Source organism: Galbibacter orientalis DSM 19592 (assembly GCF_000260115.1).
Classification (GTDB): domain Bacteria; phylum Bacteroidota; class Bacteroidia; order Flavobacteriales; family Flavobacteriaceae; genus Galbibacter; species Galbibacter orientalis.
Genome location: NZ_JH651379.1, coordinates 2,617,049 through 2,638,323 on the forward strand (window position 1 = coordinate 2,617,049; position 21,275 = coordinate 2,638,323).

34 protein-coding genes are annotated in these 21,275 nt (G+C 34.4%); 2 read left to right on the plus strand and 32 right to left on the minus strand.

The annotated features are described in order from the left end of the window. Positions 1-180 precede the first annotated feature (180 nt). Complete coding sequence (locus JOOMADRAFT_RS11490; RefSeq protein WP_008613561.1) at positions 181-1,797, minus strand: glycogen synthase; 1,617 nt, start codon at positions 1,795-1,797, stop codon at positions 181-183. A gap of 335 nt (positions 1,798-2,132) precedes the next feature. Here JOOMADRAFT_RS11490 and JOOMADRAFT_RS11495 point away from each other — a divergent pair, with 335 nt between their 5' ends. Beyond that, the gene (locus JOOMADRAFT_RS11495) at positions 2,133-2,840 is read left to right on the plus strand and encodes a tetratricopeptide repeat protein (protein ID WP_008613562.1); all 708 of its coding nucleotides are present in this window, start codon (positions 2,133-2,135) and stop codon (positions 2,838-2,840) included. Further along, entirely contained in the window at positions 2,756-4,546 is a 1,791-nt protein-coding gene (locus tag JOOMADRAFT_RS11500) for an ATP-binding response regulator (RefSeq protein ID WP_157136678.1), read from the plus strand. The genes JOOMADRAFT_RS11495 and JOOMADRAFT_RS11500 overlap by 85 nt, the downstream gene beginning before the upstream one ends. Before the next feature lie 93 nt (positions 4,547-4,639). Here JOOMADRAFT_RS11500 and eno read toward each other — a convergent pair whose 3' ends face one another. The 31 genes from eno to rpsJ form a co-directional block, all read right to left on the minus strand. Beyond that, positions 4,640-5,929: a phosphopyruvate hydratase gene (gene eno, locus JOOMADRAFT_RS11505; RefSeq protein ID WP_008613564.1), complete on the minus strand. Its 1,290-nt coding sequence runs from the start codon at positions 5,927-5,929 to the stop codon at positions 4,640-4,642. Further along, positions 5,926-7,047, minus strand: coding sequence for a glutamine-hydrolyzing carbamoyl-phosphate synthase small subunit (gene carA / locus JOOMADRAFT_RS11510; protein WP_008613565.1), 1,122 nt, complete (start codon positions 7,045-7,047; stop codon positions 5,926-5,928). The genes eno and carA overlap by 4 nt, the downstream gene beginning before the upstream one ends. A 93-nt stretch (positions 7,048-7,140) precedes the next feature. Next, entirely contained in the window at positions 7,141-7,662 is a 522-nt protein-coding gene (gene rplQ / locus JOOMADRAFT_RS11515) for a 50S ribosomal protein L17 (protein WP_008613567.1), read from the minus strand. A gap of 63 nt (positions 7,663-7,725) precedes the next feature. Further along, a complete protein-coding gene (locus JOOMADRAFT_RS11520) occupies positions 7,726-8,718 on the minus strand; it encodes a DNA-directed RNA polymerase subunit alpha (RefSeq protein WP_040879703.1) in 993 nt (330 codons plus the stop codon). Positions 8,719-8,739: 21 nt separating this feature from the next. Beyond that, complete coding sequence (gene rpsD / locus JOOMADRAFT_RS11525; protein WP_008613570.1) at positions 8,740-9,345, minus strand: 30S ribosomal protein S4; 606 nt, start codon at positions 9,343-9,345, stop codon at positions 8,740-8,742. A gap of 83 nt (positions 9,346-9,428) precedes the next feature. Further along, positions 9,429-9,821 (minus strand): 30S ribosomal protein S11, encoded by a 393-nt coding sequence (gene rpsK, locus JOOMADRAFT_RS11530; RefSeq protein ID WP_008613572.1) that lies wholly within the window; start codon positions 9,819-9,821, stop codon positions 9,429-9,431. A 14-nt stretch (positions 9,822-9,835) separates the two neighbouring features. After that, complete coding sequence (gene rpsM, locus JOOMADRAFT_RS11535) at positions 9,836-10,210, minus strand: 30S ribosomal protein S13 (protein ID WP_008613573.1); 375 nt, start codon at positions 10,208-10,210, stop codon at positions 9,836-9,838. Between the two features lie 3 nt (positions 10,211-10,213). After that, positions 10,214-10,330: a type B 50S ribosomal protein L36 gene (ykgO, locus tag JOOMADRAFT_RS19915; protein ID WP_007094966.1), complete on the minus strand. Its 117-nt coding sequence runs from the start codon at positions 10,328-10,330 to the stop codon at positions 10,214-10,216. Between the two features lie 5 nt (positions 10,331-10,335). Continuing rightward, positions 10,336-10,551 carry a translation initiation factor IF-1 gene (gene infA, locus JOOMADRAFT_RS11540; RefSeq protein ID WP_008613577.1) on the minus strand — a complete coding sequence of 72 codons (216 nt, stop codon included), beginning with the start codon at positions 10,549-10,551 and terminating at the stop codon, positions 10,336-10,338. 2 nt (positions 10,552-10,553) lie between these two features. Continuing rightward, positions 10,554-11,909 carry a preprotein translocase subunit SecY gene (secY, locus tag JOOMADRAFT_RS11545; RefSeq protein ID WP_008613578.1) on the minus strand — a complete coding sequence of 452 codons (1,356 nt, stop codon included), beginning with the start codon at positions 11,907-11,909 and terminating at the stop codon, positions 10,554-10,556. Positions 11,910-11,922: 13 nt separating this feature from the next. After that, positions 11,923-12,375, minus strand: coding sequence for a 50S ribosomal protein L15 (gene rplO / locus JOOMADRAFT_RS11550; RefSeq protein ID WP_008613579.1), 453 nt, complete (start codon positions 12,373-12,375; stop codon positions 11,923-11,925). Between the two features lie 13 nt (positions 12,376-12,388). Beyond that, a complete protein-coding gene (rpmD, locus tag JOOMADRAFT_RS11555) occupies positions 12,389-12,568 on the minus strand; it encodes a 50S ribosomal protein L30 (protein WP_008613580.1) in 180 nt (59 codons plus the stop codon). Positions 12,569-12,580: 12 nt separating this feature from the next. Next, a complete protein-coding gene (gene rpsE, locus JOOMADRAFT_RS11560) occupies positions 12,581-13,105 on the minus strand; it encodes a 30S ribosomal protein S5 (RefSeq protein ID WP_008613581.1) in 525 nt (174 codons plus the stop codon). A gap of 6 nt (positions 13,106-13,111) precedes the next feature. Beyond that, complete coding sequence (rplR, locus tag JOOMADRAFT_RS11565) at positions 13,112-13,468, minus strand: 50S ribosomal protein L18 (protein ID WP_008613582.1); 357 nt, start codon at positions 13,466-13,468, stop codon at positions 13,112-13,114. A gap of 11 nt (positions 13,469-13,479) precedes the next feature. Further along, complete coding sequence (gene rplF, locus JOOMADRAFT_RS11570) at positions 13,480-14,022, minus strand: 50S ribosomal protein L6 (protein ID WP_008613583.1); 543 nt, start codon at positions 14,020-14,022, stop codon at positions 13,480-13,482. A gap of 20 nt (positions 14,023-14,042) precedes the next feature. Further along, the gene (gene rpsH, locus JOOMADRAFT_RS11575) at positions 14,043-14,441 is read right to left on the minus strand and encodes a 30S ribosomal protein S8 (RefSeq protein ID WP_008613584.1); all 399 of its coding nucleotides are present in this window, start codon (positions 14,439-14,441) and stop codon (positions 14,043-14,045) included. A 61-nt stretch (positions 14,442-14,502) separates the two neighbouring features. Next, positions 14,503-14,772 (minus strand): 30S ribosomal protein S14, encoded by a 270-nt coding sequence (rpsN, locus tag JOOMADRAFT_RS11580; protein ID WP_008613585.1) that lies wholly within the window; start codon positions 14,770-14,772, stop codon positions 14,503-14,505. 1 nt (position 14,773) lies between these two features. Further along, entirely contained in the window at positions 14,774-15,325 is a 552-nt protein-coding gene (gene rplE, locus JOOMADRAFT_RS11585; RefSeq protein ID WP_008613586.1) for a 50S ribosomal protein L5, read from the minus strand. A gap of 2 nt (positions 15,326-15,327) precedes the next feature. Beyond that, on the minus strand, positions 15,328-15,642 hold the full coding sequence (gene rplX / locus JOOMADRAFT_RS11590; protein ID WP_008613587.1) for a 50S ribosomal protein L24: 315 nt from the start codon (positions 15,640-15,642) through the stop codon (positions 15,328-15,330). A gap of 11 nt (positions 15,643-15,653) precedes the next feature. Further along, the gene (gene rplN, locus JOOMADRAFT_RS11595; protein ID WP_008613588.1) at positions 15,654-16,022 is read right to left on the minus strand and encodes a 50S ribosomal protein L14; all 369 of its coding nucleotides are present in this window, start codon (positions 16,020-16,022) and stop codon (positions 15,654-15,656) included. A gap of 2 nt (positions 16,023-16,024) precedes the next feature. Then, complete coding sequence (gene rpsQ / locus JOOMADRAFT_RS11600; RefSeq protein WP_008613590.1) at positions 16,025-16,282, minus strand: 30S ribosomal protein S17; 258 nt, start codon at positions 16,280-16,282, stop codon at positions 16,025-16,027. Positions 16,283-16,299: 17 nt separating this feature from the next. Continuing rightward, complete coding sequence (rpmC, locus tag JOOMADRAFT_RS11605; protein WP_008613591.1) at positions 16,300-16,491, minus strand: 50S ribosomal protein L29; 192 nt, start codon at positions 16,489-16,491, stop codon at positions 16,300-16,302. 15 nt (positions 16,492-16,506) lie between these two features. Beyond that, positions 16,507-16,926: a 50S ribosomal protein L16 gene (gene rplP / locus JOOMADRAFT_RS11610; RefSeq protein WP_008613592.1), complete on the minus strand. Its 420-nt coding sequence runs from the start codon at positions 16,924-16,926 to the stop codon at positions 16,507-16,509. Between the two features lie 20 nt (positions 16,927-16,946). Further along, positions 16,947-17,672 (minus strand): 30S ribosomal protein S3, encoded by a 726-nt coding sequence (rpsC, locus tag JOOMADRAFT_RS11615; protein WP_008613593.1) that lies wholly within the window; start codon positions 17,670-17,672, stop codon positions 16,947-16,949. 8 nt (positions 17,673-17,680) lie between these two features. After that, positions 17,681-18,088 carry a 50S ribosomal protein L22 gene (gene rplV / locus JOOMADRAFT_RS11620; RefSeq protein ID WP_008613594.1) on the minus strand — a complete coding sequence of 136 codons (408 nt, stop codon included), beginning with the start codon at positions 18,086-18,088 and terminating at the stop codon, positions 17,681-17,683. Positions 18,089-18,097: 9 nt separating this feature from the next. Continuing rightward, positions 18,098-18,376, minus strand: coding sequence for a 30S ribosomal protein S19 (rpsS, locus tag JOOMADRAFT_RS11625; RefSeq protein ID WP_008613595.1), 279 nt, complete (start codon positions 18,374-18,376; stop codon positions 18,098-18,100). A gap of 11 nt (positions 18,377-18,387) precedes the next feature. Further along, positions 18,388-19,212 (minus strand): 50S ribosomal protein L2, encoded by an 825-nt coding sequence (gene rplB / locus JOOMADRAFT_RS11630; RefSeq protein ID WP_008613596.1) that lies wholly within the window; start codon positions 19,210-19,212, stop codon positions 18,388-18,390. Between the two features lie 13 nt (positions 19,213-19,225). Next, positions 19,226-19,516, minus strand: a complete 291-nt coding sequence (rplW, locus tag JOOMADRAFT_RS11635; protein WP_008613597.1) for a 50S ribosomal protein L23 — start codon at positions 19,514-19,516, stop codon at positions 19,226-19,228. A 7-nt stretch (positions 19,517-19,523) separates the two neighbouring features. Next, positions 19,524-20,153, minus strand: a complete 630-nt coding sequence (rplD, locus tag JOOMADRAFT_RS11640) for a 50S ribosomal protein L4 (protein ID WP_008613598.1) — start codon at positions 20,151-20,153, stop codon at positions 19,524-19,526. Continuing rightward, the gene (rplC, locus tag JOOMADRAFT_RS11645) at positions 20,153-20,770 is read right to left on the minus strand and encodes a 50S ribosomal protein L3 (RefSeq protein ID WP_008613599.1); all 618 of its coding nucleotides are present in this window, start codon (positions 20,768-20,770) and stop codon (positions 20,153-20,155) included. Before rplC ends, rplD begins: the two co-directional genes overlap by 1 nt. 191 nt (positions 20,771-20,961) lie before the next feature. Next, positions 20,962-21,267, minus strand: coding sequence for a 30S ribosomal protein S10 (gene rpsJ, locus JOOMADRAFT_RS11650; protein WP_008613600.1), 306 nt, complete (start codon positions 21,265-21,267; stop codon positions 20,962-20,964). Positions 21,268-21,275 lie beyond the last annotated feature (8 nt).

A 21,275-nucleotide genomic window follows, 5' to 3' on the forward strand; every position in this document is an offset into this window, starting at 1 on the left:
CTTCGCTGTAAGAAAAAAGAACAAAGACTAAATCTTAGACTATCATAAAATATGTAGTTTAAAAAAAATAATACTTGATATTGAGAACCTCCAATACCAAGTATAAAAAATTATTAATTCAGCACCGTATAAAAAACTAATTTTTATAATTGTTTTAATTGCTGAAGAAAAGGGAATTCTTTATTTGTCATAAATTATAACTCCCGATTTGTTTCTACTATTTTTTATTCTTGGGGTAAGCTTATTTTTTGTCGAAGTTTCTAAAAGATACAATTGTTCATAATATTCTTTTACAGATTTCTCCCAACTAAATCTTTTACTCTTTGCTACTTTACTTATATGCTTCCAGATTTCTTGATCTTCAAAAAACAAATCCAAGGTACTTTCAAATACTCTTAAAAAATTCTCGTTTTTCTCTTCTAAAGTCTCTCCAGAAAAACTAAAACCAGATTTAAGATGCTCTACAGTATCTATTAAACCTCCCGTTGCATGAACAAGGCAGGGTTGCCCGTTGCGCATAGCCAACATCTGACTAATTCCGCAGGGCTCAAACAAACTTGGCATTAAATACAAATCGGACTCATAGTACAACGAATCGATAACCTCTTCCGATTGTCCATTTATGAAAATAAAATTTTCTTTTTCGTAGCTTACTTGTCGTAGTAATCTTTCGTACTCTGGAGCTCCTGTTCCTAAAACAATATAAACTCCATTTCTTTTTGCTAACAAATCTATAATATCTCTAAGAAGCTGGGGATTGTTCTTAAAGAAAAAGAATTTTTGTTCCGTTAGGCGGGCTACACTTGCGCAAACAAAGCTAGGTTTACTACTTGTTAAAGCATAAATTTTATTACCTGTATGTGCTAAAAAATCTGCTTTATATTTTTTATTTGGTTCTTGTATCCATTTAAAAATAGCTTTTAAACTATGTTTACATAATTCATTTTTCTTAACTCGGTTAATGTTTTTATAGTTACAACCATTTAAAATTCCAAATAAACGTCCCTCTTCATTCGCCTTTTTCAAATCATCTTCTAAGCCTTCTCCTCCAATAAATGTAGGCGGATTACTAGCTTTCTGTATATCTTCTTTGTAGGAAGGAGAAACCGTATGCACAGCATCTGCAAAACGAATTCCTAATGACATTAAATTTATACAGTCGTGATATCTCGGATCTTTTAGTTTTTCTTCATCTATATCAATTTCAGGATAAAATTCTTTTAAAGAAGAATAATTAGCTTGAAAAGGGCGGATTCCTTGTATAGCCAAATTATGTATAGAATAAACAAACCTGCTAGTTTTTAAAACTGAATAAGAAGGATGGTATTCTTTTAAAAATAATAATAAACTTGTATGCCAATCATGTAGATGTATAATTTGAAGTGCTCCAAATAAATTTTGTTTTACTGCCTCTGCCACAGCTATACAAAAAAGAGAAAACATACAAGCGTCTGTATAAAAAGGCTGTTCTGGATCATTAAAATAAATATGAGCTATATCTCCCGAGGTAATTTCTGGATGATCTATTACATAATGCTTAATATTTTCATTCAATTTCTTTCCAGGAACTTCATATAAATGCGCTTCCTGTGGAATACCTCTATAATTAAAACTTAATTTACTAAGAAATTCTCCATTAGAATGTAACCTCCCATAAGACGGGGTAATAATATGAGACGTATCTCCATTAATTGCTATTTGGCGTGGAACATCCCTAACAACATCTCCCATTCCTCCTGCTTTACAGTTTGGGATTCCGTCATTTTCAGCGCAAACAAAAAGAAAGTTAGTTTTCACAATGGTAGAATTTTTTCGGTTACTAAAAGCTTTTCATAATTAACTTTAAATTAAATAATTATATTGACATAATGAAAATTTTCCTTATTAAATGAATGTTAATATGACATTATTTTCATTTATAAAAAAAGCCCTTCTATAATTGAAGGACTTTATATTTATATATTGACAGTATTACCTTACTTTCTTTATTAACTTGTTAAATTATCATAGCTAGACCCACTAATAATTACGAATCAAGCATTTAATTAACAAATTTCGCACTATATTTCCACCTGTTTTTGTGCTTGACTTTGCCCCCTTACATTAATTAAGTTTATTTAATTCGAATATATATGAAGGGAAAAACAGTTAATATCCTAACTTTCCTCACACTATTGATCTTCTCATTAGGGTATACACAAAATATAGAAATAGACAGTCTATATACCAAGTTAAAAAATGCACCTACCGCTATTGACTCTATAGCTTTATATAGTGAGATTGCAGAAATAACTACGAACATCGACCCAAATGAAGCTATTTTACTTTCTGAAAAACTATTGCTCCTTTCAGAAAAAAACTCTAATCTCCTAGGAATTGCAACGGCATACAACATTATAGGCGCCTCAAATGTATATCTATCTAATCATAATAGCGCTATTGATTATTTAAATAAAGGACTTGAAATTGCCGAAAATAACAATCTAAACACTATAAAAGCTTCTATATACAACCACCTTGGAAAAGTGCATAGGTTTAAAAGCAACCACTACGTAGCTTTAAAATATTACGACAAGGCCATAGCCATAAGTAAAGAACTAAACAACACACCACAAATAGCAGAATGCTTAAAAAACATTTCTATCCTATATACATTAGTTAATGAATATGATACTTCTATTGAGCTATTAGATAGTGCGTTAGTTATACACAAAAAAATAATGACCAATATGGAATTGTCTCTATCCAAAAAAACTTGGCGTTTATTAACTCCTACAAAGGGCTTCCTGCACCCACCCTTTCTGCACTTAAAAAAGTATACCGTTATGAAGACTCTCTAGGCTACACTTTTAGGAAGCTGCTTACACAAATGTATATTGGGAATTTATATTATGAATCTGAAAATCTAACCGAATCTAAAGAGGAGTTTGAATATGCTCTTCTTTTATTAAACCAAGTAAACAACAATATTATTAGGGAAGATTGTTATATGAGTTTAGCTAAAATTCTTCGTAAATTAGGAGATGATGAAAAAGCGCTTGATTATGCTCTAAAGGCTTTTGAAACGGCAGAAAAACATCAAGTCTATGCAAACTCAATCGAAACAGCTAATTTACTATCTAATCTATATGAGCAAAAAGAAGACTATAAAAATGCACTGAAATTTTCTCAAATTGGCTACACATATCGTAACAGTTTACAACTTAATAAAGTCCAAAACACACTATTAAAAGAACGCCTAAAATTGGATTTAAAAGAATTATCCATACAAAAGGAAAAAGAGTTGAACGATTTAAAAGTGAAAAAAAATAAATATATAATTATTGGGGGGTTTATCTCTTTTATTATTGTAACCATGCTTATCTATTTTAGCAGAATTAAATTAGCTAGAATAAACAAAAGACTAACTATTTCCAATGAAATAAAATCCAACTTCTTAACCAAAATGACACATGAAGTAAAAACACCTTTAAATGCAATAATTGGTTATGCAGATTTACTTCTTAAATTTAAAGACCTTACAAGTGTTCAAAATAATCATATCAACATCATTAAATCTTCTGGGGAGTCTCTTTTATATATGGCCGAAGATATTTTTGATTTTAACCGCTATGACAAAAACAAAATTAGTATAAAACAAAACCCTACCGACCTAGGAGCCTTAGCCAACGAAATTTTTGAAATGTTTAAAATTAGGGCTCAAGAAAAAAATCTGTCGCTCTTCCTCAATACCAGCACAAACATTCCAAAAACTCTTTTAATAGACGATTTAAAAATTCGTCGAGTAGTATACTCTTTGCTAGATAACGCCATAAAATACACCTCCAAAGGTAGTGTTACTTTAAATGTAATATTGGTTAATGTATATGAGAAAACTACTGAAATTAAATTTTCTATTGATGATACAGGAAAAGGAATAAAGACTAAAAACCAAAACAAAATATTCGAAGAATTTTATCAAGAAGAGTCAGATTATACTCGAAAACATGGAGGAATAGGATTAGGTCTCTCTATTTCGTATAAAATTGTTGAAGCACTTGGAGGAATATTACAATTTGAAAGTGAAGTAAATAAAGGAAGTAAATTCTATTTTAAACTCACTTTTACAAATAGTTCTGAAGAAAAAGTGGATTCCAATCCCATTCAAAACTTAGCAAATGAGATTGAAAATAAAATATTTAAGGTGCTTATTGTTGAAGACAACAAAGTAAACCTTCTAATTACAAAAAAACTATTATCCTCTCTTTACAAAAACGCCCTTATCTATGAAGCTTATGATGGCAAAATGGGAGTTGAACTATATAGCAAAGAACAGCCTAATATTATCTTAATGGACATCCAAATGCCTGTTTTAAATGGATTAGAGGCAACAAAAATTATAAGGCGGCAATACAATGCTACAATTCCTATACTAGCATTAAGTGCTGGAAGTGCTGCAGAAAATCGAGAAAAAAGTATTTCCGTTGGAATAAGCGAGTATCTTGAAAAACCTATAAACCTTAAAAAACTAAGAGAAACTATTTATAAATACCTCACCAATTTATAGGCGTTTTTAGCATAAAAAAAATACTCTAGATAAAAATTAAATTACCTAGAGTATTAATATTTAAATTGACTTACAACTGCAAGTGCTAAATCCTTATTTTATTTTAAATGCTTTTTCCTGAGGATAAAAAGCAACAGCTCCTAATTCTTCCTCAATTCTTAGCAATTGATTGTATTTTGCCATACGATCACTACGAGATGCAGATCCTGTTTTAATCTGACCTGTATTTAATGCAACTGCTAAGTCTGCAATTGTATTATCTTCTGTTTCTCCTGAGCGGTGAGACATTACAGAAGTATAACCAGCATTTTTAGCCATGTTTACTGCTGCAATAGTTTCTGTAAGTGTACCTATTTGGTTAACTTTAATTAAAATTGAATTTGCAATACCATTTTCAATTCCTTTAGAAAGACGCTCTACATTAGTTACAAATAAATCATCTCCTACTAACTGAACTTTGTCTCCTACTTTTTCAGTAAGTGCTTTCCATCCATCCCAGTCGTTCTCATCCATCCCATCTTCAATAGAGATAATTGGATATTTAGCAGAAAGATCTGCCAAATACTGAGCTTGCTCTTCAGAAGTTCTTACAGCACCTTTATCTCCTTCAAATTTAGTATAGTCATATTTTCCATCAACATAAAATTCTGCTGCAGCACAATCTAAAGCAATCATTACTTCATCTCCCATTTTATATCCAGCTTTTTCAACTGCTTTTGAAATGGTATCCAAAGCATCTTCTGTACCATCTAAAGTTGGTGCAAAACCACCTTCATCTCCTACAGCTGTACTTAAACCTCTATCGTGCAATACTTTTTTAAGGTTATGGAAAATCTCAGTCCCCATTTGCATTGCATGCGTAAAGTTTTTAGCCTTTACTGGCATTACCATAAACTCTTGGAAAGCAATAGGTGCATCTGAATGTGATCCTCCATTAATAATATTCATCATTGGCACAGGAAGCGTATTTGCACTTACTCCACCTACGTATCTATATAATGGCATTCCTAATTCGTTTGCCGCAGCTTTAGCAACTGCAAGCGATACCCCTAAAATAGCATTAGCTCCTAATTTAGATTTATTTGGAGTCCCATCTAAATCGATCATTGTTTGATCTATTAAATTTTGCTCAAATACAGAAGCCCCTATAAGTTCTTCTGCAATGGTAGTGTTTACGTTGTTTACAGCTTCAGAAACCCCTTTACCCATGTAAGATTTTCCTCCATCTCTAAGCTCAACTGCTTCATGCTCTCCTGTAGACGCTCCAGATGGAACTGCTGCTCTACCTAAAATACCGTTTTCGGTTACTACATCTACTTCTACGGTTGGATTTCCTCTTGAATCTAATATCTGACGTGCGTGTACACTTATAATTATACTCATACTGTTTCTAGTTTTTGTTGTTTAATGTTTTCTATAAATTGATCAAATAAATACGTAGCATCATTTGGTCCTGGACCAGCTTCTGGATGGTATTGTACCGAGAAACAGTTCTTTTTAGTATGTCTAATTCCCATTACTTCATTATCATTTAAATGAGAATGTGTAATTTCGAAATTAGCATTGCTTTCTGTTTCTTTTCTGTTGATTGCAAAACCGTGGTTTTGAGAAGTAATCTCCCCTTTCCCTGTAAGATGATTTATAACAGGATGATTAATCCCTCTATGTCCATTATACATCTTAAAAGTAGATACTCCTTCTGAAAGTGCAATTATTTGATGCCCTAAACAAATTCCGAATAAAGGTAGGTCCTTTTCTATAATTTCTTTAGCCAAAGTAATAGCGCATTCTAAAGGTTCTGGATCTCCAGGGCCATTAGACAAGAAATATCCGTCTGGATTAAAAGCTTCCATTTCCTTAAAAGTGGCATTGTATGGAAATACCTTTATATAACAATCGCGTTTTGCTAAATTTCTAAGGATATTCTTCTTGATTCCTAAATCCAACGCTGCTATTTTGTAGGTAGCATTTTCATCTCCATAAAAATAAGCTTCTTTGGTTGAAACCTTTGATGCAAGCTCTAAACCTACCATATCTGGTGTCTCGTTTAGTTGCTTCTTCAATTCATCTATTTTATCTACTTCTGTAGATATTACAGCATTCATTGCACCATGGTCTCGAATATAACTCACAAGAGCTCTGGTATCAACATCAGAGATTGCAAGTATATTATTTTCATTTAAAAAGTTCTCAAGAGAATCAGATTTCCCAACTCGCGATGGAACATAGCTAAAGTTCTTACATATAAGACCTGCTATTTTAACTGAATCCGATTCCTCTTCATCATTTTTAACTCCATAATTCCCAATATGGGCATTAGTAGTTACCATTAATTGTCCATAGTAAGATGGATCTGTAAAAATTTCTTGATAGCCTGTCATTCCTGTGTTGAAACAGACTTCGCCAAAAGCACTTCCTTCTTTATTTGCAACGGCTTTCCCATAAAATATGGTACCGTCTGCCAATAAAATCATTGCTTGTTTTCTAGATTGATACTTCATTTTTGTACGTTGCAAAAGTTTTACAAAATAACACAAAAAAAAGGATAAACTAAAACGTTTATCCTTTTTGATATGTTATGATAACATTAATCACTATTCTTGTGAAGTTTCTGGTTTTTCATTGTCAGAATCTTCTTTAGCTGCAGGAGCTTCTTTAGCTTGAGGAGCTTCAACAGTAGCAGCCTCAGTAGCTTTTTTACTTCTACCTCTTCTAGTCGATTTTTTCTTAGCAGGCTTATCAGCTACATTGTAAGTTTCGTTGTAATCAACTAGCTCAATCATCGCCATGTCTGCGTTATCTCCAAGTCTGTTTCCTAGTTTAATAATTCTAGTGTAACCTCCTGGCCTATCACCTACCTTAACAGCAACATCTCTGAAAAGCTCAGTAACAGCGTATTTGTCTCTTAATTTACTAAAAACAACACGTCTGCTGTGTGTTGTATCCTCTTTAGATTTTGTAACTAAAGGCTCAACAAACTGCTTTAAAGCTTTAGCTTTTGCTAAAGTTGTATTAATACGCTTGTGCTCTATTAATGAGCATGCCATATTAGCAAGCATTGCTTTTCTATGAGCTGTTTTTCTACCTAAATGGTTAAATTTCTTTCCGTGTCTCATGACAATTGTTTTAAATCAACATCTTGCTCTACCCATTTTGAGGAGCAAAATATGATGATTTTGTTAGTCTTTATCTAATTTATACTTTGATAAATCCATTCCAAAACTAAGTCCCTTGTTATTTACAAGTTCTTCTAATTCTGTCAACGATTTTTTACCAAAGTTTCTGAATTTCATTAAATCGTTCTTATTAAAAGATACTAAGTCTCCTAATGTATCTACTTCAGCAGCTTTCAAACAGTTTAATGCTCTTACTGAAAGATCCATGTCTACTAACTTGGTTTTCAATAATTGACGCATATGAAGAGATTCCTCATCATAAGTTTCTGTTTGTGCAATTTCATCCGCCTCCAGAGTGATACGCTCATCAGAGAATAACATAAAGTGGTGGATAAGTATTTTTGCAGCTTCAGTTAAAGCATCTTTTGGATGTATAGAACCATCTGAAATGATTTCGAAAACTAATTTCTCGTAATCTGTTTTTTGCTCTACACGATAATTTTCAATGCTAAATTTAACATTTTTGATAGGTGTATATATTGCATCTGTGAAGATAGTTCCAAGAGGAGCATTTGCTTTCTTGTTTTCTTCAGCAGGAACATACCCTCTACCTTTTTCGATTGTAACTTCCATGTTTATAGTTACTTTCGGGTCTAAATTACAGATCACTAAATCTGGATTTAATACCTGAAAACCTGATATAAACTTTTGGAAATCTCCAGCAGTTATTTGTTCTTTACCTGAAATCGAAATAGAAACGGTTTCGTTATCAATATCTTCAATTTGTCTTTTGAAACGCACTTGTTTCAGGTTCAAAATGATTTCTGTAACGTCCTCAACTACACCTTCGATTGCAGAAAATTCGTGTTCTACTTTATCGATTCTAGTTGATGTAATTGCAAAACCTTCTAATGAAGATAAAAGAACTCTTCGTAATGCGTTACCAACGGTCAATCCATATCCTGGTTCCAAAGGTCTGAATTCAAACTTACCTTCGAAATCGGTAGAATCGATCATTATAACTTTATCGGGCTTCTGAAAATTTAGTATTGCCATAGTACGACTGCTGTCTAATTATTATTTAGAGTATAACTCGACGATTAATTGCTCTTTAATATTTTCTGGAATTTGTAAACGTTCTGGAACAGCAACAAAAGTACCTTCCTTTTTCTCGTTATTCCAAGTAATCCATTCGTAAACACTACTATTATTAGCTAACGATCTTTCGATAGCTTCTAAAGATTTTGATTTCTCTCTTACTCCAACTACATCACCTGCTTTTAACTGGTAAGAAGGAATGTTTACTAATTCTCCGTTTACTGTAATGTGACGGTGAGAAACTAATTGTCTCGCTCCTCTTCTTGAAGGAGAAACTCCCATTCTAAAAACTACATTGTCTAAACGAGACTCACAAAGTTGTAAAAGCACTTCCCCAGTAACTCCTTTGCTACGGTTTGCTTTTTCAAATAAGTTTCTAAATTGTTTCTCAAGGATACCGTAAGAGTATTTAGCTTTTTGCTTCTCCATTAACTGGATAGCATATTCTGATTTTTTACCTCTTCTACGGTTGTTTCCGTGTTGTCCTGGAGGATAATTTCTTTTTTCAAAAGATTTATCGTCTCCAAATATTGCTTCTCCGAATTTACGGGCTATTTTAGTCTTTGGACCTGTATATCTTGCCATGTTTTGTAATATTTTGAAGGTGATTATGAATTAAGGCTAATCCTTCGATAATCGTAAAAACCTTCTTTTAAACATAAATGTTATTAAACTCTTCTTCTTTTTGGTGGACGACATCCATTGTGTGGTAGTGGAGTAACATCGATAATTTCTGTTACTTCAATCCCTGCATTATGGATAGAACGGATAGCAGATTCTCTCCCTGATCCTGGACCTTTAACGTACACTTTTACTTTTCTAAGACCTGCCTCTTGAGCTACTTTTGATGCATCTTCTGCAGCAATTTGAGCAGCGTAAGGAGTGTTTTTCTTAGAACCTCTGAATCCCATTTTCCCTGCTGAAGACCAAGAAATAACATCACCCTTTTTATTTGTCAAAGAGATAATTACGTTATTAAATGATGCAGCAATATGAGCTTCACCTACAGATTCTACTATAACCTTGCGTTTCTTAGCAGTTTTTGTATTTGACTTTGCCATAATTAAGCTACGAATTATTTAGTTGCCTTCTTCTTGTTAGCAACAGTTTTTCTTTTACCTTTTCTTGTTCTAGAGTTATTCTTAGTGCGTTGTCCTCTTAATGGAAGACCTGCTCTATGACGAATACCTCTTTGACAACCGATGTCCATTAAACGCTTAATGTTCAATTGAACTTCCGAGCGTAACTCACCTTCTATTTTGTAAGAAGCAATAGCCTCTCTAATACCAGCGATATCTTCGTCTGCCCAGTCGTTAACTTTTGTGTCTTCGCTAACCTGAGCTTTCTCTAAGATCTCTTTAGCTCTACTTTTTCCAATACCAAAGATGTAAGTTAAACCTATAACTCCTCTTTTATGCTTTGGTAAATCTACTCCTGCGATTCTAGCCATAACTTATCCTTGTCTTTGTTTAAATCTAGGATTCTTTTTATTAATTACATACAATCTCCCCTTTCTACGCACAATCTTGCACTCGGGACTTCTCTTTTTTATTGATGCTCTTACTTTCATCTCTTTTAATATCTATAAGTAATTCTTGCTTTAGTAAGGTCATATGGACTCATCTCAAGTTTTACCTTGTCTCCTGGTAATAATTTAATATAATGCATACGCATCTTACCAGAAATATGAGCCGTAACAACGTGACCATTTTCTAATTCTACTCGAAACATTGCATTAGACAATGCTTCGATTATACTTCCATCTTGTTCTATTGCGGGCTGCTTTGCCATAATTAAGCTACAACTTTTCTATTTTTACCTGTTTTCATCAAGCCATCATAATGCCTGTTCAACAAATATGAGTTTACTTGTTGCATTGTATCTATAGCAACACCCACTAAAATTAATAGTGATGTACCGCCATAAAACAACGCCCAACCTTGTTGTACACCCATTATCTTAACAACAATTGCTGGTAATACAGCTATTACTGCTAAAAATAAAGATCCTGGGAATGTAATTAAAGACATTATTTTATCTAAATAATCTGAGGTTTCTTTTCCTGGACGAATTCCTGGTATAAATCCACCACTTCTTTTTAGATCATCAGCCATTTTATTTGTCGGTACAGTAATTGCGGTGTAAAAATACGTAAATATTATGATTAATAGCGCAAAAACTAAATTGTACCATAATCCAAAGATATTGCTAAACTCAGTTTGCAACCATTGACCAGCACCTGTATCTTTCAAAGCTCCTATTCTACCTACATATGCTGGAGCAAACATGATTGCTTGAGCAAATATAATTGGCATTACTCCAGATGCATTTAACTTTAAAGGAATATACTGTCTAGATCCAAAAACATTTTTCTCATAACCACCAGAAGCCGTTCTACGAGCATACTGAACTGGAATTTGTCTTGTTGCCATAACCAACATAATACATGCTAGTATAACTACAAACCATAAAATCAATTCAATCAATATCAACATTAATCCTCCGTTTGAACCTGATGTTCTAGAAACAAATTCTTGCACGAATGACTGTGGCATTCTAGCAATAATTCCTACCATAATAAGTAAAGAGATTCCGTTACCAATACCTTTATCGGTAATTTTTTCTCCTAACCACATAGCAAAAATGGTTCCTGTAACTAAAATTAAAACTGCAGGAATCATAAAATCAAGTCCTTTACCTAAGATAAAAGCACTATCTGGAACACCTAAAGATCCTAATGAATAAAGATACGCTGGTGCTTGTACCAAACAAATACCTATTGTTAACCAACGGGTAATTTGATTTAATGTTTTACGCCCACTCTCCCCTTCTTTTTGTAACTTCTGAAGGTAAGGAATAGCTAATCCCATTAATTGAACTACGATTGATGCAGAAATATAAGGCATAATACCTAAAGCAAAGAAAGAAGCATTTGCAAACGCTCCACCTGTAAATGCATTTAAGATACCTAATAATCCTCCACCATCTGTTCTAGATGATAATTCTGCCAATTGTTGTGTATCAATACCTGGTAATACTACTTGTGCACCAAAACGATACACTAATAGAAGACCAAGGGTAATTAAAATTCTACCCTTTAGTTCTTCAATTTTCCAAATATTGCTTAATGTCTCAATAAATTTCTTCATGGTTACTTGTTGGTTATAAACTTACTGCTTCACCTCCGGCTGCTTCGATAGCTGCTTTTGCACTGGCGGTAAATTTATGTACTGATATTTTTAATTTAGCTTTTAGTTCTCCACCTCCTAGTATTTTAACTAGCTCGTTAGATTTAACAACTCCGTTGCTAACTAAAACTTCTAAATCTACAGTGTCTTTAACAACACCTTTATCAACCAATTCTTGTAACTTGTTTAAATTGATTCCTGTGTATTCCTTTCTATTGATGTTATTAAAACCAAATTTAGGTACACGTCTTTGAAGTGGCATTTGCCCCCCTTCAAAACCAATTTTCTTAGAATATCCTGAACGGGATTTAGCTCCTTTATGACCTCTAGTGGCAGTACCACCTTTGCCAGAACCTTGACCACGTCCTACTCTTTTTCCGTCTCTATGTACTGAACCTTCAGCTGGTTGTAAGTTACTTAAATTCATAACTATATTGTTATTAAGCTTCTTCAAAAGAAACTAAGTGTTCTACTTTTTTTACCATACCAAGGATGTTTGGTGTTGCATCATGCTCCACAACTTGACCAATTCCTCTTAGGCCTAGTGCTTTTAACGTTCTTTTTTGTCTTTCAGTACGTTTTATGCTGCTTTTTACTTGCGTAACTTTTACTTTTTTCATCTTATCCTTGGTTTATCCTTTAAAAACTTTTTCTAAAGAAATTCCTCTTTGCTTAGCGATTGTTCTAGCGTCTCTTAAACGTAGTAAAGCATCAAAAGTTGCTTTTACAACGTTGTGAGGGTTAGAAGAACCTTGAGATTTAGATAGTACATCATGTACTCCAACTGCTTCTAATACCGCACGTACTGCACCTCCTGCAATAACCCCGGTACCGTGTGAAGCTGGCTGAATGTAAACTCTTGCACCACCGTATTTCCCTTTTTGCTCATGAGGTAATGTACCTTTGTTAAGAGGGATACGTACTAGGTTTTTCTTAGCATCTTCTACTGCTTTAGAAATAGCATCTGCTACCTCTTTAGATTTTCCTAATCCGTGACCAACTACACCATTCTCGTCTCCTACAACAACAATTGCAGAAAATCCGAAGGCTCTACCTCCTTTAGTAACTTTAGTAACTCTTTGTACACCTACTAAACGATCTTTCAATTCAAGTCCACCAGGTTTTACTAATTCTACGTTTTTATAATCTTGATACATATCTTCTTAGAATTTAAGTCCTGCTTCTCTAGCACCATCTGCTAATGATTTTACTCTACCGTGATATAAATAACCACCTCTATCAAAAGAGATTAACTCATATCCAGCGCTTTTTGCTTTCTCTGCAATAGCTTTACCTACTAAGGCTGCTATTTCAGTTTTAGTACCTTTTGCAGAACTAATTTCTTTATCTCTTGAAGATGCTGCTAACAGAGTTTTCCCTGTTACATCATCTATCAATTGAGCATAAATTTCTTTATTACTTCTAAAAACAGCCAATCTAGGTCTTGCTTCTGTTCCAGAAACAACCTTGCGGATTCTGTTTTTGATTCTCTGTCTTCTTTCAGTCTTTGATAATGCCATAGTGCTAATTATTAAGCTGATTTACCTGCTTTTCTTCTTAATTGCTCACCAACAAACTTGATTCCTTTTCCTTTGTAAGGCTCTGGCTTACGGAAAGAACGGATCTTAGCTGCTACTTGACCAACTAATTGCTTATCGTATGATGTTAGTTTTACGATTGGGTTTTTACCTTTTTCTGAGATTGTTTCAATCTTAACCTCAGGAGCTAAATCGATAACAATGTTATGCGAAAAACCTACAGCCAAATCTAATTTCTGACCTTGGTTGCTAGCTCTGTAACCTACACCAACTAATTCTAACTGTTTAGTAAAGCCATTAGAAACACCTTCAATCATGTTATTGATTAATGATCTGTAAAGACCGTGTTTAGCTTTAACATTTTTTATCTCTGAAGAACGCTCAACAATAACATTTCCTTCTTCTACCTTTACAGTAACATCAGAAAAAGTCTGCTTTAATTCTCCAAGTTTACCTTTTACGGTAACTTCGTCTTCTTTAATATCTACAGTAACTCCCTCAGGAATTACTATTGGACTATTACCTATTCTTGACATTTCTTCTTGTCTTTAATATATTAGTAAACGTAACACAATACTTCTCCACCTACGCTCTCTAACTTTGCTTGCTTACTTGTCATTACTCCATGAGAAGTAGAAACAATTGCAATACCAAGTCCATTTAGAACTCTAGGAAGTTCATCTTTACCTACATACTTACGTAATCCAGGTGTACTTACACGCTTCAGTCTTTTAATAACAGGCTCTTTAGTTAGCTTATCATATTTCAAAGCTATCTTAATAGTTCCTTGTACTGAGTTGTCTTCAAATTTATAACTTAAAATATATCCTTGATCGAATAAAATTTTAGTCATGTCTTTTTTCAAATTAGAAGAAGGTATTTCTACCACTCTGTGCCCAGCGCTGTTTGCGTTTCTAATTCTTGTTAAATAATCTGCTATAGGATCTGTATACATCTATATCTATTTGCGGTAATAGTTTTCGGGTAAATCCGAACTTACTACCAGTTAATTTTTGTTACCAACTTGCTTTCTTAACCCCTGGGATTAATCCGTTGTTTGCCATTTCTCTGAATGTTACACGAGAAATTCCAAAAGTACGCATATAACCTCTAGGTCTTCCAGTTAGTTTACAACGATTGTGTAAACGTACTGGTGAAGAGTTTTTTGGTAATTTTTGTAATGCTTCGTAATCTCCAGCTTCTTTTAAAGCTTTTCTTTTCTCAGCATACTTATCTACCAATTTCTGTCTTTTAACCTCACGGGCTTTCATTGATTCTTTAGCCATACTAGTTCTTTTTAAAAGGTAATCCTAATTCGCTTAATAATGATTTTGCTTCTTTATCGGTATCCGCAGAAGTAACAAAGGTAATATCCATACCTGCTACTTTGTTTACTCTATCGATATTGATCTCTGGAAAGATAATCTGCTCGGTTACCCCAAGGTTATAATTCCCACGTCCATCAAAACCATTCGCTTTGATTCCATTAAAATCTCTAACTCGAGGAAGTGCTGAAGTAACTAATCTATCTAAAAACTCGTACATCATTTCTCCACGTAAAGTTACTTTTGCCCCAATTGGCATTCCTTTACGAAGTTTAAAAGACGCAACATCCTTTTTAGATATTGTAGCTACTGCTTTTTGTCCAGAAATTCTACTTAATTCGTCTACTGCGTAGTCGATTAGCTTTTTATCTGCAACTGCTGCACCAACTCCACGGCTAATAACAATCTTTTCCAGTTTAGGCACCTGCATAACATTGGTGTAACCAAACTCTCCTGTAAGAGCAGAAACTATTCTTTCTTTATACTCTTGTTTTAATCTTGGAATGTAAGCCATAATTAAATTACTTCATTAGATTTTTTAGAAAATCTCACTTTCTTACCATCTCTTTCTTCGTAACCTACTCTCGTAGTTTCTCCTGATTTAGGATCTATTAACGACAAATTAGATATATGAATAAGAGCTTCTTTCTTAACGATACCACCTTGAGGGTTTTTAGCACTTGGCTTCTCGTGTTTAGACACAAGATTAACTCCCTCAACTATCGCTTTGTTCTTTTCACGATTTACTTTAAGCACTTGCCCTTCTGAACCTTTATGTTCTCCTGCAATTACTCTTACAGTATCTCCTGATTTTATCTTTAGTTTTATCATTTCTTAATGTATTAAAGCACCTCTGGAGCTAATGATACAATTTTCATAAACTGCTTATCACGCAATTCTCTAGCTACTGGTCCAAATACACGAGTTCCGCGCATCTCCCCTGCAGGGTTAAGAAGTACACAAGCATTATCATCAAAACGAATGTAAGAACCATCTGGTCTTCTTACTTCTTTTCTAGTACGAACTACTACTGCTGTAGATACTTGCCCCTTTTTAACGTTTCCGTTTGGAGTTGCATCTTTTACGGTAACAACTATTTTGTCACCAACAGAAGCATATCTTCTTTTAGTACCTCCTAATACACGGATAGTAAGAACTTCTTTAGCTCCCGTGTTGTCTGCTACTTTTAATCTTGATTCCTGTTGTACCATAATTATTTAGCTCTTTCAATGATTTCAACTAATCTCCAACATTTAGTTTTACTTAAAGGTCTTGTTTCCATGATCTTTACTGTATCACCAATATTGCAATCGTCTTTTTCGTCGTGCGCAACATATTTCTTTGTTTTTAACACGAACTTACCGTACATAGGGTGTTTTACTCGTTTTACTTCAGAAACCACAATTGATTTCTGCATTTTGTTACTTGTAACAACCCCTATTCTTTCTTTTCTTAAATTTCTATTTTCCATCTTCTAGCAGAATCGAATTATTGTAATTCTCTTTTAGTAAGCTCTGTTGCCAATCTAGCCACCGTTCTTCTAGTATATCTCAACTGAAGTGGATTCTCCAAAGGTGTAATTGTATGAGCTAATTTTAAATCTGCATATTGTTTCTTAACAATACCAAGCTGTTCTTGTAGCTCAGCAGTAGAAAATTCTCTAATCTCTGATTGTTTCATAATCTTCTTAATTAATTAAGCTGAATAATCTCTAGCTACAATAAACTTTGTTTTAACCGGTAGTTTCTGAGCTGCAAGCCTTAAAGCTTCTTTTGCAACATCCATAGGCACTCCACCTATTTCAAACATAATTCTACCTGGTTTAACTACAGCTGCCCAATATTCTGGTGCACCTTTACCTTTACCCATACGCACCTCAAGTGGCTTCTTTGTAATTGGCTTGTCTGGAAAAATTTTGATCCATAACTGCCCTTCTCTTTTCATAAAACGAGTAGCAGCAACACGAGCAGCCTCAATTTGACGCGCTGTGATGAATGATGAATCCATTGATTTTATACCAAACATACCATTTGAAAGTTCATGCCCTCTTTGAGAAAGACCTTTCATTCGGCCTTTCTGCTGCTTACGGTATTTTGTTCTTTTCGGCTGTAACATTTTTCTTTTACTTTAAAAAATTACTTTCTACGACGAGATTTTCTAGCTCCACCACCGGCATTATTATTGCCGCCTTTCCCTTGCTTCTTAGACATTCCAACAAGCGGAGAAAGCTCTCTCTTTCCATAAACCTCACCTTTCATGATCCACACTTTGATTCCCAATCTACCATAAGTAGTATGAGCCTCATGTAATGCATAATCAATGTCAGCTCTAAATGTTGACAAAGGAATTCTACCATCTTTATACGCTTCAGAACGTGCCATTTCAGCCCCGTTTAAACGTCCAGAGATTTGAATTTTGATACCTTCGGCGTTCATTCTCATCGCTGCAGCGATAGCCATTTTGATTGCACGTCTGTAAGAAATTCTATTCTCAATTTGACGAGCAACACTTGCAGCAACAAGGTTAGCATCTAATTCTGGTCTCTTAATTTCAAAGATGTTAATTTGAACTTCTTTGTCGGTAATTTTCTTAAGCTCTTCTTTTAACTTGTCTACCTCTTGACCACCCTTACCAATAATGATTCCTGGGCGAGCCGTAGTGATAGTAACGGTCACAAGCTTAAGCGTACGCTCAATAATTACTCTAGATACACTAGCTTTAGATAAACGAGCATGGATATACTTTCTGATTTTATCGTCTTCAGCAAGTTTATCTCCATAGTCATTACCTCCATACCAGTTGGATTCCCATCCTCTAATGATACCAAGGCGATTTCCGATCGGATTTGTTTTCTGTCCCATACTCTATCTTAACTTTGTGTATTATTTTTAGCACCAACCACTATTGTAACGTGGTTAGAACGTTTTCTAATTCTATGTGCGCGACCTTGAGGTGCTGGACGAAGTCTTTTCAACATTGCCCCACCATCTACGCGAATTTCTTGAACAAATAAATCTGCCTCCTCTAAGTTTGCATCTTCATTTTTAGACTGCCAGTTTGCTATCGCAGAAACTAACAACTTCTCTAAACGACGAGATGCTTCTTTTTGGTTAAATTTCAAAATAGCAAGTGCCTTCTCAACTTTTTCCCCACGAACTAAATCGGCTACTAACCTCATTTTTCTTGGTGAAGTTGGGCAGTTATTCAACTTTGCAAACGCTAAACTTTTCTTAGCTTCTTTTATTTGCTCTGCTCTTTCTCTTTTACGAACTCCCATGGCTACTTATTATTTTTTTCCTTTATTTTTTGCACCTGCATGACCTCTAAAAGATCTTGTTGGTGAAAATTCTCCTAACTTATGACCTACCATGTTCTCTGTTACATACACAGGAACAAATTGGCGACCATTATGTACAGCTATTGTTTGACCAACGAAATCTGGAGTAATCATAGATGCTCTAGACCAGGTTTTAATAACTGTCTTCTTACCAGACTCAACATTTTGTTGAACTTTTTTCTCTAAACTATAGTGAACGTAAGGTCCTTTTTTTAGTGAACGTGCCATCTCTTAATACTTTATTTCTTTCTACGTTCTATAATATACTTATTACTCGCTTTAGATTTAGTTCTTGTTCTAAATCCTTTAGCAGGTATTCCGTTTCTTGATCTTGGATGTCCTCCAGAAGCACGGCCTTCCCCACCACCCATTGGGTGATCTACTGGGTTCATTACAACCGGTCTAGTTCTAGGTCTTCTTCCTAACCAACGTTTTCTACCTGCTTTACCAGAAACCACTAACTGATGATCTGAATTTGATACCGCTCCAATTGTAGCTAAACAATTTGCTAATACCAATCTAGTTTCACCAGAAGGAAGTTTCACAGTAGCATATTTACCTTCTCTTGCCATTAACTGAGCAAAAGCACCAGCCGAACGAGCCATAACAGCTCCTTGACCAGGACGTAATTCAATACAAGATATAATAGTACCTAATGGAACCTCACTTAAAGGCATTGCATTTCCTATTTCAGGAGCTACACCAGATCCAGAGACTACAGTTTGACCTACTTGCAAACCGTTTTGAGCAATAATATAGCTCTTCTCTCCGTCTTTGTATGTAATTAATGCAATAAACGCAGTTCTGTTTGGATCGTATTGTATTGATTCTACTGTAGCTTCAACGTTAGTTTTCATTCTTTTAAAATCAACCACACGATACTTCTTCTTATGACCACCACCTAAATAGCGCATGGTCATTTTTCCTTGACTGTTTCTACCTCCCGACTTTTTTAACGGAGCGAGTAAACTCTTCTCCGGCTTGTCAGTAGTAATCGCGTCAAATCCGTTTACTACTCTAAATCGCTGCCCAGGAGTTACTGGTTTTAATTTTCTTACTGACATTTCTTGTCTTTACTTATATATTATTATAAAAATCAATAATATCCCCTTCGGCTACTTGAATAACAGCTTTCTTAATAGCATTGGTTTTACCATGCTGAATACCTGTTTTTGTGTAGCGAGTACTTCTTTTTGGTCCGTAATTCATTGTGCGAACTTTTTCAACAGAAACTCCATAAGTAGCTTCCACGGCATCCTTAATTTGCAACTTGTTTGCCTTAGTATCTACAATGAAACCATAACGATTATTCAACTCGCTATCTGCGGTTGCTTTTTCGGTAATAATAGGTTTTATTAACACACTCATTGGTTCCTTATTTACTTAAATTCGACTCAATTCCTTCTATAGATCCTTCTAAAAGCACTATGTTATTTGCATTAACAATTCTATAAGTGCTTAATTCTGAGTTAGTTACAACTTCAGAGGTCTTTAAATTGCGTGACGACAAATATACATTATTATTTGAATCACCCAACACAAAGAGGGACTTTTTATTTTCTAACCCTAAAGCTTTCAAAACATTAGTGAAATTTTTAGTTTTTGGAGCTTCAAAATCGAAGTCTTCTAAAACAATAATTGATTTCTCTTGTGCTTTGATTGTCAATGCTGAACGTCTTGCAAGACGCTTCACATTTTTATTTAGCTTCTGAGTATAATCTTTTGGTCTAGGACCAAAAATTCTACCACCTCCTTTAAAAATTGGAGACTTGATACTTCCTGCTCTTGCAGTACCTGTACCCTTTTGCTTTTTTATCTTACGTGTACTACCTGCAATCTCCGCTCTTTCTTTAGATTTATGCGTACCTTGACGTTGATTAGCCAAATACTGCTTAACATCTAAATATACAGCGTGAGTACTAGGCTCTACACCAAAAACTGACTTAGAAAGACTAACTTTTCTTCCAGTTTCTTTTCCGTTGATATCTAAAACTGCTACTTCCATTACTTCTGAACGATTACATAAGCATTTTTGTGACCAGGTACACATCCTTTAACTACTAAAAGATTTTTCTCTGCAACCACTTTCAATACTCTTAAGTTTTGTACTGTTACTCTTTCTGCACCCATCTGTCCAGCCATACGCATACCCTTAAATACACGAGCAGGATATGATGCAGCACCAATAGAACCAGGAGCTCTTAAACGGTTATGCTGACCGTGAGTAGACTGACCTACACCACCGAAACCATGACGTTTTACAACACCCTGAAATCCTTTTCCTTTTGACGTACCAGTAACATCAATAAATTCTCCTTCTACAAATTGCTCTACTGTTACAGTATCACCTAATTTGAAATCTCCTTTAAAATCTTGGAACTCGACAACTTTCTTTTTAGGAGAAACACCTGCTTTTTTAGCGTGACCTTGCTCAGCTTTATTAGCATGTTTTTCTGCCTTGTCATCGAAACCAAGCTGAAGAGCTTCATACCCGTCAACCTCTGCGGTTCTGACTTGGGTAACTACGCATGGTCCAGCTTCGATCACTGTACATGGAATGTTCTTTCCATTTTCGTCGAAGATGCTGGTCATACCAATCTTTTTTCCTATTAACCCAGACATTCTAATTTAATTTACGATGTACAATTTGTAACTATTACAAACCTTCCACCAAATTGTTATTACTAATTGTTATTTATCTAAAAAACTTCAGAGCTGAAAAATACTTTCAGCTCTGAATGTATTTTTTCCGTTTTTCCTTCGCCAAAGGCTTAGGACATGTACTAATCAAATTCCATGATTAGTTCAAGGAATTAAACCTTGATTTCTACTTCAACACCACTTGGTAATTCCAGTTTCATCAAAGCATCAATTGTTTTTGATGAAGAACTGTAAATATCAAGAAGTCTTTTGTAAGAGCTTAATTGAAATTGCTCTCTAGACTTTTTATTTACGTGTGGAGAACGTAGTACAGTAAATATTTTTTTGTGTGTTGGTAACGGAATTGGTCCAGTTACTACAGCACCAGTAGTTTTTACTGTCTTAACGATTTTTTCAGCTGATTTATCAACTAAATTATAATCGTATGATTTAAGTTTTATTCTGATTTTTTGACTCATTTTCTTTA

Excerpts from the sequence above, each read along its gene's own strand:
- rplX (WP_008613587.1), bottom strand. The coding sequence starts at position 15,642 with ATGATAAAACTAAAGATAAAATCAGGAGATACTGTAAGAGTAATTGCA.
- rplV (WP_008613594.1), bottom strand. The coding sequence starts at position 18,088 with ATGGGAGTTCGTAAAAGAGAAAGAGCAGAGCAAATAAAAGAAGCTAAG.
- rplP (WP_008613592.1), bottom strand. The coding sequence starts at position 16,926 with ATGTTACAGCCGAAAAGAACAAAATACCGTAAGCAGCAGAAAGGCCGA.
- rplW (WP_008613597.1), bottom strand. The coding sequence starts at position 19,516 with ATGAGTGTGTTAATAAAACCTATTATTACCGAAAAAGCAACCGCAGAT.
- rplO (WP_008613579.1), bottom strand. The coding sequence starts at position 12,375 with ATGAATTTAAGTAACTTACAACCAGCTGAAGGTTCAGTACATAGAGAC.
- rpsN (WP_008613585.1), bottom strand. The coding sequence starts at position 14,772 with ATGGCTAAAGAATCAATGAAAGCCCGTGAGGTTAAAAGACAGAAATTG.
- rpsM (WP_008613573.1), bottom strand. The coding sequence starts at position 10,210 with ATGGCTAGAATCGCAGGAGTAGATTTACCAAAGCATAAAAGAGGAGTT.
- rpsK (WP_008613572.1), bottom strand. The coding sequence starts at position 9,821 with ATGGCAAAGTCAAATACAAAAACTGCTAAGAAACGCAAGGTTATAGTA.
- rplQ (WP_008613567.1), bottom strand. The coding sequence starts at position 7,662 with ATGAGACACGGAAAGAAATTTAACCATTTAGGTAGAAAAACAGCTCAT.
- rpsJ (WP_008613600.1), bottom strand. The coding sequence starts at position 21,267 with ATGAGTCAAAAAATCAGAATAAAACTTAAATCATACGATTATAATTTA.
- eno (WP_008613564.1), bottom strand. The coding sequence starts at position 5,929 with ATGAGTATAATTATAAGTGTACACGCACGTCAGATATTAGATTCAAGA.
- rplR (WP_008613582.1), bottom strand. The coding sequence starts at position 13,468 with ATGGCATTATCAAAGACTGAAAGAAGACAGAGAATCAAAAACAGAATC.
- rplF (WP_008613583.1), bottom strand. The coding sequence starts at position 14,022 with ATGTCAAGAATAGGTAATAGTCCAATAGTAATTCCTGAGGGAGTTACT.
- JOOMADRAFT_RS11520 (WP_040879703.1), bottom strand. The coding sequence starts at position 8,718 with ATGGCAATACTAAATTTTCAGAAGCCCGATAAAGTTATAATGATCGAT.
- JOOMADRAFT_RS11495 (WP_008613562.1), top strand. The coding sequence starts at position 2,133 with ATGAAGGGAAAAACAGTTAATATCCTAACTTTCCTCACACTATTGATC.
- rpsH (WP_008613584.1), bottom strand. The coding sequence starts at position 14,441 with ATGTATACAGATCCTATAGCAGATTATTTAACAAGAATTAGAAACGCA.
- rplE (WP_008613586.1), bottom strand. The coding sequence starts at position 15,325 with ATGGCTTACATTCCAAGATTAAAACAAGAGTATAAAGAAAGAATAGTT.
- infA (WP_008613577.1), bottom strand. The coding sequence starts at position 10,551 with ATGGCAAAGCAGCCCGCAATAGAACAAGATGGAAGTATAATCGAAGCA.
- rpmC (WP_008613591.1), bottom strand. The coding sequence starts at position 16,491 with ATGAAACAATCAGAGATTAGAGAATTTTCTACTGCTGAGCTACAAGAA.
- rpsS (WP_008613595.1), bottom strand. The coding sequence starts at position 18,376 with ATGGCACGTTCACTAAAAAAAGGACCTTACGTTCACTATAGTTTAGAG.
- rplN (WP_008613588.1), bottom strand. The coding sequence starts at position 16,022 with ATGGTACAACAGGAATCAAGATTAAAAGTAGCAGACAACACGGGAGCT.
- ykgO (WP_007094966.1), bottom strand. The coding sequence starts at position 10,330 with ATGAAAGTAAGAGCATCAATAAAAAAGAGAAGTCCCGAGTGCAAGATT.
- rpsC (WP_008613593.1), bottom strand. The coding sequence starts at position 17,672 with ATGGGACAGAAAACAAATCCGATCGGAAATCGCCTTGGTATCATTAGA.
- secY (WP_008613578.1), bottom strand. The coding sequence starts at position 11,909 with ATGAAGAAATTTATTGAGACATTAAGCAATATTTGGAAAATTGAAGAA.
- rplC (WP_008613599.1), bottom strand. The coding sequence starts at position 20,770 with ATGTCTGGGTTAATAGGAAAAAAGATTGGTATGACCAGCATCTTCGAC.
- rpsD (WP_008613570.1), bottom strand. The coding sequence starts at position 9,345 with ATGGCAAGATATACAGGTCCAAAGACTAAAATAGCCCGTAAATTCGGA.
- carA (WP_008613565.1), bottom strand. The coding sequence starts at position 7,047 with ATGAAGTATCAATCTAGAAAACAAGCAATGATTTTATTGGCAGACGGT.
- rpsE (WP_008613581.1), bottom strand. The coding sequence starts at position 13,105 with ATGTATCAAGATTATAAAAACGTAGAATTAGTAAAACCTGGTGGACTT.
- rpsQ (WP_008613590.1), bottom strand. The coding sequence starts at position 16,282 with ATGGAAAATAGAAATTTAAGAAAAGAAAGAATAGGGGTTGTTACAAGT.
- rpmD (WP_008613580.1), bottom strand. The coding sequence starts at position 12,568 with ATGAAAAAAGTAAAAGTTACGCAAGTAAAAAGCAGCATAAAACGTACT.
- rplD (WP_008613598.1), bottom strand. The coding sequence starts at position 20,153 with ATGGAAGTAGCAGTTTTAGATATCAACGGAAAAGAAACTGGAAGAAAA.
- rplB (WP_008613596.1), bottom strand. The coding sequence starts at position 19,212 with ATGTCAGTAAGAAAATTAAAACCAGTAACTCCTGGGCAGCGATTTAGA.